This window comes from Paractinoplanes toevensis (assembly GCF_018332695.1).
GTDB lineage: Bacteria > Actinomycetota > Actinomycetes > Mycobacteriales > Micromonosporaceae > Actinoplanes > Actinoplanes toevensis.
Window position 1 is genome coordinate 13,254 of sequence record NZ_BOQN01000177.1, and the last position, 15,105, is coordinate 28,358.

Sequence of the window (15,105 nt, forward strand, 5' to 3'; positions counted from 1 at the left end):
GCAGGCGGGAGGTCACTGATGGCGGCCCTCTCCGAAACGCCACCGCAGGATCCGCGACCGCAGCCGCGATCCGGCCTGCTCGCCGCCGCACTGCGCTACACGGCGGCCGGGATCCCGGTGATGCCGCTGCACACCCCGGCCCCCGACGGCAGCTGCAGCTGCCGCCACGCGGCGGCCTGTACCTCATCGGGCAAGCACCCGCGGCTACCGCACGGACTCCGCGACGCCAGCATGCGACCGCAGGTGATCCGCGCATGGTGGCGCCGGTGGCCGCACGCGAACATCGGCCTGGCCACCGGGACGGTCCTCGACGTCTGCGACATCGACACCGGCGCTGGCCTGGCCGCCGTCCTCGACCTGCTCGGCGTCATCCGCCCGCCCGGGCCGCTGGTGCGCACCGGATCCGGCTGGCACCTGTGGTTCGCCGCCGGGGGCCTGCCCAGCCGGGTCGCGCTACTGCCCGGCGTCGACTGGCGTGGCCGCGGTGGCCTGGTCGTCGCTCCGCCGTCAGTGCACGCCTCCGGCGTCTGCTACCGCTTCCAGCAGCTGTGGACGCCCGGCTCCGCTCTCCCGCACTGTCCGGCACCGCTGCGCCGCCTGGTATTACCCCCACCACCGGTCCTTCCGGCTGCCCGGCCGGTCGCCGACCTGGACCGCTACGCCCAGGCGGCACTGGCCGGTGAGATCCAGCGCATCCTGCGCGCTCCGAGGCCAATCACCAGCGATGGCCGGCGCATTGCCGGTGGCGGCCGCAACGACGCGCTGAACCGGGCCGCGTTCCGGCTCGGGCAACTGGCTGCCGACGGCGCACTGGACGAGGCGCTAGTTCGCCGCGAACTCACCGACGCCGCGCGGATCGCGGGGCTCGGCCGTGCGGAAATCCGGCGCACCATCGAGTCCGGTTGGCGAGCCGGACTCGCGTATCCCCGAACGGCTGTGTCACGAACTGCGACGCAGTCACGCCGCCGAGACGTCGGCGCAGCCCAGCCTGGCTGGCGCCGGGGGAGCCGGTGACGACCGCGCCCCCAAGCGTCGGGCACCGGTACCGGCGGCCTTCCTGGGACTGCCGCGTCTGTCGTCAGCCATGGCCGTGCACCCCCGCCAAAGCGGTCCTGCTGGTGCAGTTCCGCGCGTTTCCCACCGTCCTGCCCATCTACTTGTCCGGCCGGATGTTCGCCGCCTGGGGCGACCTACAGGCCCCCGGCCAGGCGGCACCACCCGAGCTGTACGAGAGGTTCGTCTCCTGGGCGCATCACCACTGACCCGCTACAGGCCACGACCGGCCGGCGCGCTGCTATCGGGACCGGCCGGGTCCGCGCGGTGCACGGCCTGCTGCCTCAGCGCGACCGTCGGGGGGTCCGCGCAACGCCTCTCGTCCCCGGGACGGCTGCAGCAGGCCACGGAACCGGCCCCCTCTTTCGGACCTGGCCGCCGATCCGAGACGGCACCACACGCATGCAGAACAGCGAGGAACGTGCGCAGTCCAGCCGGCAGCGCCGGTTCACCGTGCTGCCGTCGATCACCATGCCGAGCCAGGCCGCCTCCAGCGGGTGACGGCGATCTGTGACTGAGCATGCTAGATGGCGGTCGCTCTTGCCTAAGCCGACAGCAGGGGCTCGGGTCGAGCAACGCAACTGGCGGCAGCTGTGCAGGACAGTTGGCGGATCGGTGCGGCCAAGCGCCGAGACGAGTCAGCCAAGGGGGCACCGATGCACCGTTTCTATCCTTCGTCGGCGTCCCGATACTCGTTGGCCTTCGCCCGGTGCCCATTCGCCGTCTTGATTCCACGGTCAAGTGCTGTTGTCGCTTTGGCGCTGTCGTTCTTGGTGATCCAGCCCTTCGCGCTCGTCGCACCTCTTCGAAGCGCCTCTGACTCCGAACGTGCTGCTTTAACCTCGTTACGCAGTAGGTCGACGCGTGCGCGCAGCGCCTCGATCTCCTTGTCCTTGCTCATCTCTGGCCTCCCTCAAAGATGTATACCGCCGCAGACCCGCCCATGTAGGGAGATCGCGCAAGCGGCTAGTCAGCGCGGGCGGAGGCGCGTACCGCGCGGTATGCCAGTGACTGGATCGCCTTGATCAGGGCATCGAAGTCGTCGACTGGTTCTCGTGGATCGACGAGCAGGGCAAAGTCTTCCTCCCATCTCCGCATCTGCCTCCGCAGGTCTTCGGCCTCGCGAGAGCTGTCGAGCTGGCTTGAGATCTCCTCGATGAGGTTCATTACGTCTTCTCTGCGGGCGGAACCACGGCGGGTCCTGACGAAGTCACGCTTGATTCGATTGATCCGGCTCGAAATCTTCTCGACGTTCTCAGCGCGTTCGGCGTCACGTTGGCCTCTTGCTAGGGCGGTAAGCAACGTCCGAAAGTTTTCATGGGCGAGCGTCACGTCGTCCGCGAGAACTTTCGGTTCTGTTGCCTTGCCGCTGAGCACATCGATGACAGCGCGGGAGAATGCCACCTTATCGAGGTGGAAGGCCGTCTTCTGGGTTCGCTCGGCGATGGCCGTTTCGAGGTATTTCAACGTCCCCCGGTTTGGCGAGGTCGTGGCCGTCGCTGGATAGACCTGTGACCGGTCGAGTCCGAGGGCAGCAACGTCTACATCCGGAACGAACTCTTGGCAGTAGATGTGCGCTGCAGCGACTGCGACATCGAACGGGATGATGTCTTCGATGCCGGCTATTCCGAGCGGGTTCTGCGTGGTGAGAGTGGCGAGATCGTCCCGTCCGAGCTGGAGTACGAAGTCGTTCTTGATTAGGGCGGATCCGTACGCCCCACCGGCTTGGAGCGCTGCCTTTGCTTCGTCGCCGGCCTTGTCGTTATCGAGAAGGACAATGACTGGCGGTTTCTCGACGTCGCGTCCGCGGGCGAGGTAGACGAGGTAGGGCACGTGCCTCGTGCCGCCCGCGGGGACGATTGTGATCTTGTTCAGGTCGAGACGTTCCCGCGCTGCGGTGTTGCGTCCGGCGAGCCACCTTGATGCTCCGGCGAGCAGGACTTGGTCTGATGGCCCTTCGACCATGAGGTTGCAGTTGCCGATGAAGGTGGTTTCAGCGACGAAACTGCCGAAGGCCGAGCGAAGCGGCTCGTAGTGGTTGGCCGCCGCGCTGTTGACTACTCGGGTTCCTTCGTCGTGTTCGCCCTTGTCGAGTACGCGGATGCGGTCGGCTTCGTTTTTGTCGATCAGGAAGGGTGAATGTGTGACATAGACGACCTGCACAGGCGTCCGTTCCGGGTCCTGCGGCCGGGCGAAGTCTTCGAAGATCCGCAGGAGATCCTGCTGCCCAGATGAGGAGAGGTACCGGTCAGGCTCGTCCATGAGCAGGATCTCGTGGGCGCCGTCCGACGGCGCTTTGTGAGCCAGATACTGGACGAAGTAGCTGAGGAAATACTTGAGTCCATCGCTACGCTCGTCGAATCCGTAGGTTCTTCCGGTGCGGTCGCGGATCATGAAGACGAGGTCGTATTCGTACAGGGATACGAACAGCTCGAACTTGGAGTCCTGCGACCACCAATGCGGGAAGTTCAGCGCCTTGGCGAGCTCGGCGTTGATGGTGTCGACGATGCTGTTGGCGTAGCCGTTCTTCGTCTTCACCGCGGTCTGCAGCTCAGCGAAGAGTTCCCGGCTTAGGTCCGCCACCTCCAGCAGCAGATCGGCCGCGAGCTTGTACGTGCTGAGTTCTTCAGCTGTCGCCTCACGCAGCGGCCGGAACATGCCTGCGATCCCGGCGGCGTTGGTGGTAACAGTCGAGGGGTCGTCGAACCAGCTCCGGCGTTCGACGACTGCATCCCAGACCCGACGCAGGAACTCGCGTCCGATGGAGGCAACCGGTTTGCCGCCTACGATGTAGTCGAGCGGTACGCTGTCCGGAAGCGGCACGTCGGCATCGATACGAAACGGCCGCGGCATTCCCAGCGCCGCAAGCGACTTCGGCGTCTTGATGTGCGATGGTCCGGACCAAACATCGCCCTGACGTGCGTAAACTCGCAGCTGGGGCGTCTCGTTTATGCGGAAGATCGCGATTCGGTCCACATCCGAGAGCCCGCTAAGCGACGACATCTGTTCAACGATCTTGACCTCGTCGCTGGTGACGTCAGTGAAGACCGCACCGAACTCCGGCTTCGTGACTGTCTTGTCGACACCGAAGAATCGGGAATACCGGCAGAAGTCGCTTCTATCGTATCCGCTACCCGTCAATGCGGCCTCGACTGCACGCAGGACCTGAGTCTTCCCGGATTCGTTGCCCCCAACCACGGTGGTGATGTCCGGGCGCAGTCGGATGCGAACGAACGGGTATTCGCCCTCCGGCGTCGCGTCCCAGGGGTCCGGCGAATAGTCATCACCCGAGGCGCGGATGAAGTCGTAGTTCAGGGAGCGGTAGAAGCGGGCATAAATCGAATGCAGTCGCACCGAGCCTCCATATCGCGCAGTCATGTCGTTGGACGGTTAGCAAGCGTCGTAGAGTGTCGCATCCCCCTCTGACATTCCTGGATTCTGCGCAACCGTCTGGCGTTAACACGACCTTCTCTCACATTTTTACGCCCGCGTCGACCTCCTCGCCCAGTTGGACAGCAAGAACGACCCCATGCCGTGGCCATCACCGATGCCCGTCGTGCGGGCTGCCGCCGCTGACCCGCTCCATCGCTCGGCCGCTGCTGGCCAACGCCACCCAGCCGCCGCTAATCCCGCTGCCTGCCGTAACCAACGCAACTCTCAGCAGCGCCCACTGCGGTCACCGCCTCGACCAGGCCGTCTCGACGCCGGCCAATCCGATGTCAGCAAGGGCCTGATCGACTACGGTCGGCGGCGCGCTGCCATGGCGGACTGGACGATCACCGCTGACACGTCGGCCGCCATGCTCGACGAGCTCCCGGAGACCAGCGACATCGAACGCAACTGGCGTGCGCCCGAGGTCAGCGAACGTAAACGCCATCTCGCTTCCGCCTGGGCCTGGGCCCGCGTGACCTACGGCGACTTCGTCTTCTCACCGCAGATGCGACCCAACGGCCGGCGTCCGCGCGATAACCGCGACCTCGCCAAGTACGTCCAGCGCCGCTGGCAGCACATCTGCCGCCGAAATGGCACCTACGCCTGGCTCCGACAGCGCCTGACCACCTTCACCGGCGAACTCATCGCCCAGCTGGACAACGAGACCGACGCCGCGCTGTAGATCGCCGCTCGCGGTGATCTGGGCGTCGGTCGACCTATCCGCCCTCGGTTCCGCCAACTGGCCTGCCCAACCGCCATCTTGCGTGCTCAGTCACACGATCCCGCCGGTACATCGGGTACGCCCGGACTGGCCGCAGGAACCGCCGCTGAAGGACCCGAAGGTCAGCCCACCCCGGCCGGGCGCCCCAAACCCGGCAGAACATCTTGGCACCCGTGTCTCCCTGCGTTCGACGCCAAGATCTTCTGCTCAAGCAGGGCTTGGCCCGCCTCGGCCCGCGGGTGGGCTCTGACCGGCCCATCAGCGCGGCACCACGGCGCCCGGGTCAGCCGATCCGCGTACTGGCCGGTGCCGCATCAGCACCATCTGATCGGAGCCAGCCCATGTCACTGTTCCTCTTGCAGTTCGAGGGCAACCTCGCCGCCGACCCCGAACTGGTCTTCACCCGCTCGGGCCAGCAGGTCTGCCGGCTGCGGGTGGTGCACAACCGTCGCCGTAAGAACGCCGACGGGCAGTGGGAGGACGGCGTGCCCATGTTCGTTGGCGTCTCCGCCTGGGGTCCGCTCGCCGAGCGGTGCGCCGAGCTGGAGAAGGGCAACACCGTCGTCGTCGACGCCCGTGACATCGACCCGTATCCGTTCCTGCGCCAGGACGGGGACCCCGGTGCGGTCCTGCAGTGCAACGCCAACAACGTGTCGCTGTCCATGCGGTTCACCGGCGCCAAGGCCCTGCCGAAGCAGACCCCCGACGCCCCCGACTGGACGTTCGACGGCCAGGACCCGGCACCCGAGCTGGAGCCGGAGATGGCGAACGCGGCCTGACCGCCGCACCCCGGGGCCGGCGGATCACCGCCGGTCCCGGGCCTGCCGCCCGCACCTTTTTCGTCGATCCTCGCCAAGGAGCATCTGATGCAGTTCGACTGCCTCATCGAAGGCACCGTCACCGCCGACGCCGAATCACGCACCACCGACCGGGACGGACGTCCCTTCGTGACCTTCCGCCTCGACCACCAGCAGGGCTACTACGACCGCCACGGCACGTGGAGGAACACGTTGTGCGTGCCGTACGAGATCACCTGCTGGGACCGGCGGGTCATGCCGTCGCTGCTGAACATCCGCAAAGGCCAGCGGGTCGTCGTGCACGCCACCCGGTTCAAGATCCGCTCCGACCGTCGCACCGGGGAGACCTTGTTCGACCTCACTCCGGACGTCGTGCACACCGTGGCCGGCTCCGAGCAGCCGCACATCTTCCAGCTCCTGCTCGCCGCACAGGTCACCGGCAGCGCCCAGTCCCGGACCGTCGGCGCCGACCAGCGGCCCATGGCCACCGTGCGCATCGAGCACCAGCAGGGCTACTACAACAACTTCGGCACGTGGAAGACCACCCTGCGCACCCCGTACCACCTCACCAGCTTCGACGAGACCCTCATGCCCGCCCTGCGCGATCTGCGCCGGGGTCAGCGGGTCCTCGTGCACGCCACCCGGTTCAACATCCTGCCCGACGACGGCAGCGGGGAGGACCTGCTCAACCTCACCCCCGACATCGTCCGCGTCCTCACCGAACCCGGACCGGCACCCCAGCGCCAGCGCAACGGGCACACCGTCGTCACCCCGCACGGCGAGCGCATCGACGCCGACAAGTGGCCGGACGTGGTCACCGACCTCGAGTTCGTCCACCACAGCTGACCACCGGAAACAAGTCTGAGGGCGGCCCAGCTACGGCCGGGTCGCCCTCAGACCGTCCGCGCACCACCGACCCGGTGCCGTTGCACCAGCCGTCCCGAGCCGATATCGCAGTCGCGGGCACACCCCACCGATCCGCCGCCGCGATGGCGCCGCTGCTGAACGAGCCCAAGGCCAGCCCACCCCGGACCGGCGCCGGCAAACCCCGGCAGAACATCTTGGCCCCCGGATCTCGCTGCGCTCGACGCCAAGATCTTCTGCCCGGGCGGGGTTTGCACCGCCGGCACCCGGTGGCCTCCGGCCGGCCCGTCAACGCGGCACCCCGGCGGACAGGCAAGCCCATGCCGGCCTGGCCCGATGCCGCACCGCGCCATCTGATCGGAGCCAGCCATGTTCCACCTCACCTTCGACGGGCAGATCCGCACCCGGCCCGAGCTGACGCACGACCGCGACGGCACACCCCGCTGCCAGTTCCGGATCGCCCACGACCGGCGCCGGATCCTCGACGGGCAATGGACCACCGACCGGCCCCTGTGGGTCACGGTCACCGCGATCGGCGCCCTCGCCCGCCAGTGCATGACATTGAGCGTGGGCGACACCGTCACCGTCACCGGCCGCGACGACCTCGCCGTCTGGGCCTTCGTCCGCGACCAGGGCCACAAGGCCTTCGGCATCATGCAGATCACCGCCGCCGACGTGGCCCTCTCCTTGTGACCGGCCGGCTCCGCTCATCGTGCCCGGCCACCCGCCGGGCACGATGACGTCCAGACCGGCCAGCCGCCATTCCCAGCGGCCTGCTCCCTGGTGACCGGCACGCCGCGCGGCCGTGGTGCAGGCGGCGGCCGAGGACCGTCGCGCATTCCACGCTGCGGCGCTACCAGGTCTCGAACGCCGCCCGGCATCGACTCAGCCCGCTCCGATGACCGGGGTACCGGTGGGCCGCCGGCGTCCGGCGGCGCTCATTCAGCTCGTTCCTGATGCTGCCAGCACCTGCATCGCTGCCCGATTGTCCGGCCTCGACCAGAACAACTCCAGCAACGCGGGCGGGAACTCGTCGCGATGGCTCCCCACGACACCGCGGCGGAAGAAGCCGGCGTCGACCTGTCGCAGTTGCTCGAAGCGGGGAATCACCGCGTCCAGGTCCGCTCGCACGCCCGGCGCGACCACCGCCATCACCCGATCGGCAGCCGCGGCCGGATCGGCGATCAGTTCCGCGTAGGACAACACCACCCGGTGCGCGGCCGCAGGCCGTAACCAGCTCAGGACATTCGTGCCCCAGCTGGCGCTGCTGCGGCCGTCGGTGTCGGTGATCCGCCGCCTGAGTACCGCCGGGAAACTTGCCGGGTCGTCCTCGCTGAGCAAACGCGCCCACGACACCAACGCGTCCCGGCCATCACGGACCAGGCAGATCGCGGCGTCGGCGTCGTCGACGTCCTCGTCGCGCGGGCGGTGTGTCTTGACGAAATGAGGCCCGGCGGCGGCGCGCATCTCGGCGAGCGAGCCGGGACGCTCGGTGTACCCGATCAGCTCGCCGCCCAGCCGACCGGCGACGCCGTCGTGGTCGTAGACCACCGAGCTCGTGACGCCGTACCTGCGGTGCAGGGCGATACGCAGCAGCGTGTTACCGGAACGCGGAAACGATGCCACCCACACCAGCACGTGACCACCGTAGTCGGCACCACCGCCCTCCGTGCGCACCCCACCAGAGCGGCACCTGCCGGCACGCCTGGACGCAAACAGGTGCAGCCAGGACCGAGCATCACGGCCCCGAACGTCACCGCTGCCCGCATCCGGCGGCCTCGACGATCGAACGAGCCAGCGAACGCGGTGGCAACCCGGCCACCGCGTTCGCCAGTTCGCAGCGATGACCGACCCGGCGCCGACGCGCAAGCCGGCAAAACATCTTGGAAGCACGGCAGCCCCAAGATTCCGAAACGGCCGGTTGCCGCGCCTCCAAGATCTTTTGACCCGGAAAGCTCGCTTGCCCGCCACCGCCGAGCCGATCCCACGTGGCCCTGCCACCCGCGGCAGCACCCGCGCCACCCGGCGCACGCCGCACCCACCGGATCGGCTGGAGGCCACCATGAACAACAGCACCGCACGCCCGAACCCCTACACGCTGCTCGTCACCTACCTGGCGAACCTGGTCGACGCCTACCAGCGCGCCCGCCGCCCGCTCCTGCTGGGCCTGCGCCACCAGAGCACCGACATCGCCGAAGCGATCGTCTCGCACGCCTTCGCCATCGTCATCATCAGCCTCAGCCCGCTGCACACCCTGCTCTAACCCCGCGTCGCGATCCCGGCTGAGCCGCCCGCAGGCCCAGCCGGGACACCGCACCCAGCACCTGCCGACCGCCAGCCCGCCCGGCTCGGCAACGTCGCGCCCCTGTACGCCCAGCCGAAAGCGAGAAAGCCGCCATGCATGTCCGCCCGCGCCGCCGGGCGCCCGCACCGCCCCCAGCAGCCGGTCCACCGCGATGACACGCCACATCGTGCAGTTCTCCGGCGGGATCGGCAGCTGGGCGACCGCCATGCGCGTCGCCGCCCGCTACGGCACCCAGGACCTCGTCCTGCTGGCGGCCGACACGAAAACCGAAGATCCCGACCTATGGCGCTTCGTCGCCGACGCCGGCGCGCATCTCGGCGTCACGCCGGTCATCGTCGCCGACGGCCGCACCCCGTGGCAGGTGTTCGCCGATCAACGTTTCCTCGGCAACGCCCGCATCGCCCCCTGCAGCGTCCATCTCAAGCAACGCCCCTGCCGGGCCTGGCTCAACCAGCACGCCGACCCCGCCGACACCGTGCTCTACGTCGGGATCGACTGGAGCGAACACCGCCGCGTACCCGCGATCGAACACGGCTGGACCCCGTGGACGGTGAAGTTCCCGATGTGCGAACCGCCCCACCTGAGCAAACAGCAGATGCTCGACTGGGCCCACGCCGAAGGGTTACAAACCCCGCGCCTATACGAGCAGGGCTTCCGGCACAACAACTGCTTCGGTGCCTGTGTCCGCGCCGGGCAACGGCAGTGGCTGCACCTGCTCGAGGTCGCGCCGCACCGCTTCCTGGCCGCTGAGGCCGAAGAAGAAAAGCTGCGCCGCCGGCTCGGCAACGTCGCGATCCTCAAACAGCGCCGCGCCGGCGTCAGCTACCCGTTGCCGCTGCGTGAGCTCCGCCGCCGCGTACAACGCGGCGACCACGCCGCTTGAACCAGCAGAGGCACCGCTTAACCAGGGGCACGCTGTTGACCACAGCACCGCCCCGTCGCCCCGCCACCAATGCTCAGGCCACCTTGCCGCCATGGTGCAGGGCGCGGCCCGTCGCGTAGCACCGGGCCCCGCTTGCCAGCCCCCAGTGCAGATCGGCCCGGCCGCGCCGGTAAGCCACCGGAACATCTTGCCCGGCGTGCTGCGCCGCCGGACAGCTGCGCATCAAGATCTTTCGGTTCATTGGCTTGCCGCCGCCTGGCCGAGCCGATCCCACACCGGCCTGTCAGCGCGGCGGCCCGGACACTCACTGGATACCGCCGCACCCGGATCTCTGTCCTGGAGGGGCGAGGCCATGAACAACGTGTACTGGGGCGCGGTCGATGACGAGGCCGTCATCATGCCGCCCGGCGAGACCGCCGGCGAGGGACGCTGCGCCGGCGGCGAGTGGGGCCTGAACGTCGAAGACGTCGTCGTCTACGGATCGGTCGGCGGCCTGCGCGCCTGGGCACAGTCGGCCCTCGATCAGCTACCGCCGGATCGTGCGGGTGTGCCGCTGGTGACCGTCGACCGCGACCGGCAGCGGCAATGGCTGAGCGAGTCCGGCATGCTCGCGGCGACCGATGACCTGCCCGGCACCTGGTCCGCCACCGTCGAGACGGTCCGCGATCTGCTGCGGGCGGTCGCCGTCGACCCGGCCGCCGCGGGCTGGACCCTCGGCGCGGACATCGACGCGCTGTGGGCCGATCTCGACGACGTCACCGGCGACCTCATCGCCGGCGTGACACTGAGCAGCACCGGCCACCGCGTGGGCATCGGCGAACCGCTGACCGACGCCGACTTCGCGGTCCGGTTCCCGGTCAGCAGCATCGAGCTGGGCGGCGCCGCCCTGACCGTCATCGCCGACCGCATCAACGACGCCTACTAACCGGCCAGGGCACGTCCCGGCCTGACGCTCTGACGGGCCGGGACGCAGCAGCCACGACGATCGACCATCGCGCCGTCACCGCGCACCACAGCGGTCACCGCGGGCCGGGACCGTCAATCCGAGGACGTGCCGCGTGATAGTGCAGGCCCGGATGCCGGCCGCTCGGCACACGCCCGGCACCCGGCTCGATCTGCCCGCGATGACGCGCAAGGGCATAGCCCTGCCATGCACGGCCGAACTGACGAACGCGGCGGCCATCACTGCGGGCCGCCGCGTTCGCCGATCCCGCAGTGATGACCGACCCGGCAGCGGCCGGCAAGCCCGGCAAAACATCTTGGAAGCGCAGCACCAGTCATCAACCCGCGGCAGCGGCGCTGCGCTTCCAAGATCTTTTGACCTCAAGTGACCGGCTTGCCCGCCACCGCCCGGGCCGTTCCCCCAGTGGCCTCGTCAACGCGGCAGCGCCGGTGCAACCGGCGCGAGTCGCAGGGTTCGCACCACGGAGGCCACGCCTATGAGCACGCACACCACCGCCACCCGCCGCGCCACCACCGGGCTGCGCGTCGCGGTCGTCGGCGGATCGCTGACCGGCCCGACCACAGCGCTGCTGCTCCTGCACGCCGGATTCGACGACGTCACCCTCTACGAGGCCGCCCCGGCCAGTGCCCCGCTCGGCGGCGGCCTGATCGGCGTCGAGCACTCGTCACTGGACATCCTCGACCAACTCGGCGTCTCCCAGCACGAATTCGTCCGCTACAACTCCGAGACCGTCATGGACATCACCGTCTGCGGGCGCCGCCGCGGATCCGAGCACCGCCATCTCTACGCCGGCCGCAACACCACCTGGACCCTGCTGCACCAGGCCCTGACCCGCCGCCTGCCCACCGGCATCCTGCACACCGGCAAACGAGTCACCGCCCTGACCAGCGAGCACGACCGGCCGCTGCTGCACTTCGCCGACGGCGACACCGCCACAGCCGACCTAGTGATCTTCGCCGACGGACGTGCCTCGACCGGCCGGCGACTGCTCGACCCGCACCGGCAGCTGCGCTACGCCGGCTACGTCGCGCACCGCGGCCAGAGCACCACCACCGAATCCGGCCTGCGCGACTTCCTGCGCTTCGAACCCACGGACAGCGGGATGCAGTTCAACGTGGCGCCCATTCCCGGTGGCACCGACTGGACCTTCTACCTCGGCGCCACCCCCGCCCAGTACATCGACTTCTTCGGGGCCGCCCCGGCCCGGAGGGTCTTCGCCCTGCCGCAGCACGTCACCCACGCGGCCCGCGCCGCTGTCGACGCCAGCGCACAGCAGTACCTACCCGACGAACAGGCCGCCCTGGTGCACAACACCACCAGCCGGATGGCCGCCGCGGTCATGGACATCGACCCACCGAACCGCATGGTCTGGCCGGTCGGCACCGGGCACGCCGTTCTCCTCGGCGACGCGCTCGCACCCGTGCGCCCGCACACCGCCCGCGGCGCCAACAACGGCATCGAACAAGCCGCCGGCCTGACCGCCGCCCTCAGCCAGCACCGCAAATACGGCGCCGACCTGACCACCGCACTCCACGGATGGCAACACCGCTACCTGCCCGCCGCGGTCGCCGCCGTGCAACTCGGTCCGCAACTCGGACGCCAGTACGGCCTGGGCGTCTGACCGGCATCCGGCCCTGGCCAAACCGGCCAGGGCCGGATAGCGAGTCTGGCCCGCCCACCGATGCCTTACGCCAACACTGGACAACCCAACGCGGCCCATCCGCAGCATCCTGTGGCGCCGGCCCTGGCGATCACCGAGCCGCCCAACATTACGCAGCCTCGCGCAGTGGCTGCGTAACGCCCACGACCGCGCCGATCCCTCCGTGGGTTGCTCCTGCGCCGGCGGCTTCCGCAACCCCAACACGCCCCCGAATCGCCACGCGGCCTAGGTAGAGCGCCTCCCGCACACCAGCGTCTCCCGCGACCACGGGCTCGGACCGCCTCTCGCGCTCACCCCGGCCGACCCTGGCGGGCCGGTAGACCGGAGCGGCCTACGGCCGCGCTGCCGAGACCCTTTTCCAGCCGCCGGCTGCGCCAGCAGGATAGGTTGCGCGGCAGCCTCCACCAAATCCGCAGCGGGCGGGTAAAACATCATGCACAAACCACATGATCTTTTACCCGAAACCCCCACCACGAATTTGGCTCCAGCTACCACACAACCTGGCGAGCAAGCTCGCCCCCACCGGCCGAAAAAACGCCTCTAACCCCAAGCCAACGCGTCCAAGCTGGGCAAACGCCATTACTGCGCGACTCACGCTAAACATAAATAGAAGCGCCATTTAGGCCAACAATTGCATTCAGGTGCTGGCAAAAAAGCAGACATTGACGTATGATAATACGTGTTGGGGAGGCCAAGCCCCGACAACACCAGTTAACGACAACACCATAGGGAAGGCCACCGATGAGCCGTCACGAACTCGCGCCCAGCGACCCGAGCATTACGTCTGTCTTCGTCGGCTGGGATCGCGCGTTGGGGACCTACTTCGCTCACATCTACTGCACCGGCGACGACAACCCGTTCGACATGCCGACCTTGCAGATCGGCGACGACTTCCGGGAAGTCTCGAACCCGCACCACGCCATCGGCTTCGTCCAGGACTACGCCGAAGTTCCCGCCCACCTCGCCGCCACGCTCACCGCCGACGCCGCACACGAGGGAACCTGCGAAGCACCGGCCGTTCTGGGCATCCTCGACGCCGCACAGACCCCGATCGACCTCGACAACGTGCTCTGTCCGTTCTGACCGGCACCGTCCCGGGGGCCGCACCACGGTCCCCGGGACACCGCCCGAACCACAAACAGACAGGAACAAGCACATGGCAATAACCCGTCACGAGTTGAGCCCGCGACCCGCGCACCCCGACAGCCGCTCCGAAACCCTCACCCGAGTCGTCATCGGATGGGACAGCCTCTTCAGCGCGTACTACCTGCACATCTGGACCGAAGAACACCCGATCCCGAACGGACATCCCAGCATCGCCTACACCGACGAGATCCGGTTCCCGCCCGATCCCACAGCCATCATCGGACAGGCGCGCCAATACACATCCATCCCCGACGAACTACCCGCAGTCCTCACCCGCGACGCCGCAACCGAAGGCTTCTACACCGGTCCGCAGTACGCCAGCTCCACCGGCGACACGCTCACCGACGCTTGTGGAGAGATTCGCGAACACCTCGGCCTCACCGACTGCCCGTTCTAACCGCTCCACCAGTGGGCGCAACGCTGACTGTGACAGCACGCCAACGGCCACCCCGGCGCAACCGCAGCAACCGGGGCCGATCCACCACGCCCGCCGAGACCGCAACGGCGCGCATCGAGCACGCCGCTACGGGCCTGCCGCACCCACCGCTCACGGCCGTCCGCCCCGGGCGAACCACCACGCTCAGGCGAACGGGCAGATAAAAGGCCGACGGCCCCTCACGGGGAACACCTCCGAAGAGATGCAACGGCCAAGTCCGCCGGCCACACCAGTCAACACACCGACGCTCACGCGCCAGTCTGAAGGCCACCACCACAGTAACGCGCCAGCCATCACCAGCCCAACCGCCATCGATCTAAGCGCCTGGAACCATGACCGCACCCCGAGCAACTCGGCCATCACCCCCGGCAGCGACCGACACCAACACGCTCAACGGTCGCCCCCGACCCGATCCGACGGCGAGACAAGCACCGGGCCAGCCTCAGCGCCACCCACCACCGGACCACCGCCGTCAGCCGCCCCGGCCCGTCCTGCACGCCGCGCCCTGGCCCGCCGCCCCTGCCCTGTGCCACCGGTCAACTCCTGCACACGCGCGGCCACCACCTCAGCCACCGCGCGTTGCTGCGCCTGGCGCACCCGAGCCGAACTCACACCCGCCAACTGCGCGGCCACCTCCACCGGCAACAACTCCGCCAACACCGCCAGCCCGGCATCCTCCGACGCGTCCAACCGCGCCGACTCCTCCTCCCACTTACGACGAGCACGCTCCGCCGCGCCCGTCGCCGCCAACGCCGACGTCAACGCCACTTCCTCCGCCCGCTGCCGACGCCGCAACAGATCCACCGCACCATTGGTCGCTTTGTGACCTTCCCCCCGTAGCCCG

General features: G+C 68.6%; 16 protein-coding genes. 12 read left to right on the top strand and 4 right to left on the bottom strand.

All coding sequences use genetic code 11. The features are described from left to right. Positions 1 to 18: 18 nt before the first annotated feature. Together Ato02nite_RS49310 and Ato02nite_RS52390 are read left to right on the top strand one after the other, a co-directional pair. Entirely contained in the window at positions 19 to 1,014 is a 996-nt protein-coding gene (locus tag Ato02nite_RS49310) for a bifunctional DNA primase/polymerase (RefSeq protein ID WP_213013672.1), read from the top strand. A 104-nt stretch (positions 1,015 to 1,118) separates the two neighbouring features. Then, positions 1,119 to 1,262, top strand: coding sequence for a hypothetical protein (locus Ato02nite_RS52390; protein ID WP_246608224.1), 144 nt, complete (start codon positions 1,119 to 1,121; stop codon positions 1,260 to 1,262). A gap of 458 nt (positions 1,263 to 1,720) precedes the next feature. On the opposite strand, the gene Ato02nite_RS49320 is transcribed toward Ato02nite_RS52390, so the two are convergent. Then, positions 1,721 to 1,954, bottom strand: a complete 234-nt coding sequence (locus Ato02nite_RS49320; RefSeq protein ID WP_213013674.1) for a hypothetical protein — start codon at positions 1,952 to 1,954, stop codon at positions 1,721 to 1,723. Between the two features lie 65 nt (positions 1,955 to 2,019). Further along, entirely contained in the window at positions 2,020 to 4,407 is a 2,388-nt protein-coding gene (locus tag Ato02nite_RS49325) for an AAA family ATPase (RefSeq protein ID WP_213013675.1), read from the bottom strand. 406 nt (positions 4,408 to 4,813) lie between these two features. On the opposite strand from Ato02nite_RS49325, the gene Ato02nite_RS49330 reads away from it, so the two are divergent. From Ato02nite_RS49330 to Ato02nite_RS49345, 4 genes are all read left to right on the top strand, one after another. Then, positions 4,814 to 5,167: a hypothetical protein gene (locus Ato02nite_RS49330; protein ID WP_213013676.1), complete on the top strand. Its 354-nt coding sequence runs from the start codon at positions 4,814 to 4,816 to the stop codon at positions 5,165 to 5,167. 380 nt (positions 5,168 to 5,547) lie between these two features. After that, complete coding sequence (locus Ato02nite_RS49335; RefSeq protein ID WP_213013677.1) at positions 5,548 to 5,985, top strand: single-stranded DNA-binding protein; 438 nt, start codon at positions 5,548 to 5,550, stop codon at positions 5,983 to 5,985. A gap of 87 nt (positions 5,986 to 6,072) precedes the next feature. Then, the gene (locus Ato02nite_RS49340) at positions 6,073 to 6,849 is read left to right on the top strand and encodes a single-stranded DNA-binding protein (RefSeq protein ID WP_213013678.1); all 777 of its coding nucleotides are present in this window, start codon (positions 6,073 to 6,075) and stop codon (positions 6,847 to 6,849) included. Positions 6,850 to 7,236: 387 nt separating this feature from the next. Continuing rightward, positions 7,237 to 7,560, top strand: a complete 324-nt coding sequence (locus tag Ato02nite_RS49345; RefSeq protein ID WP_213013679.1) for a single-stranded DNA-binding protein — start codon at positions 7,237 to 7,239, stop codon at positions 7,558 to 7,560. A gap of 249 nt (positions 7,561 to 7,809) precedes the next feature. On the opposite strand, the gene Ato02nite_RS49350 is transcribed toward Ato02nite_RS49345, so the two are convergent. Beyond that, positions 7,810 to 8,505 carry a sulfotransferase domain-containing protein gene (locus tag Ato02nite_RS49350; protein ID WP_213013680.1) on the bottom strand — a complete coding sequence of 232 codons (696 nt, stop codon included), beginning with the start codon at positions 8,503 to 8,505 and terminating at the stop codon, positions 7,810 to 7,812. A gap of 424 nt (positions 8,506 to 8,929) precedes the next feature. On the opposite strand from Ato02nite_RS49350, the gene Ato02nite_RS49355 reads away from it, so the two are divergent. The 6 genes from Ato02nite_RS49355 (at position 8,930) to Ato02nite_RS49380 (ending at position 14,222) form a co-directional block, all read left to right on the top strand. Further along, positions 8,930 to 9,130, top strand: a complete 201-nt coding sequence (locus Ato02nite_RS49355; protein ID WP_213013681.1) for a hypothetical protein — start codon at positions 8,930 to 8,932, stop codon at positions 9,128 to 9,130. 193 nt (positions 9,131 to 9,323) lie between these two features. Continuing rightward, a complete protein-coding gene (locus Ato02nite_RS49360) occupies positions 9,324 to 10,055 on the top strand; it encodes a hypothetical protein (RefSeq protein ID WP_213013682.1) in 732 nt (243 codons plus the stop codon). 352 nt (positions 10,056 to 10,407) lie between these two features. Continuing rightward, entirely contained in the window at positions 10,408 to 10,980 is a 573-nt protein-coding gene (locus Ato02nite_RS49365; RefSeq protein ID WP_213013683.1) for a hypothetical protein, read from the top strand. Positions 10,981 to 11,494: 514 nt separating this feature from the next. Next, complete coding sequence (locus Ato02nite_RS49370; protein ID WP_213013684.1) at positions 11,495 to 12,640, top strand: FAD-dependent monooxygenase; 1,146 nt, start codon at positions 11,495 to 11,497, stop codon at positions 12,638 to 12,640. A gap of 780 nt (positions 12,641 to 13,420) precedes the next feature. Continuing rightward, entirely contained in the window at positions 13,421 to 13,762 is a 342-nt protein-coding gene (locus Ato02nite_RS49375) for a hypothetical protein (protein ID WP_213013685.1), read from the top strand. A 73-nt stretch (positions 13,763 to 13,835) separates the two neighbouring features. Beyond that, positions 13,836 to 14,222, top strand: coding sequence for a hypothetical protein (locus Ato02nite_RS49380; RefSeq protein WP_213013686.1), 387 nt, complete (start codon positions 13,836 to 13,838; stop codon positions 14,220 to 14,222). Positions 14,223 to 14,651: 429 nt separating this feature from the next. On the opposite strand, the gene Ato02nite_RS49385 is transcribed toward Ato02nite_RS49380, so the two are convergent. Beyond that, a partial coding sequence (locus tag Ato02nite_RS49385; RefSeq protein WP_213013687.1) for a hypothetical protein occupies positions 14,652 to 15,105 on the bottom strand: 454 nt, incomplete at its 5' end.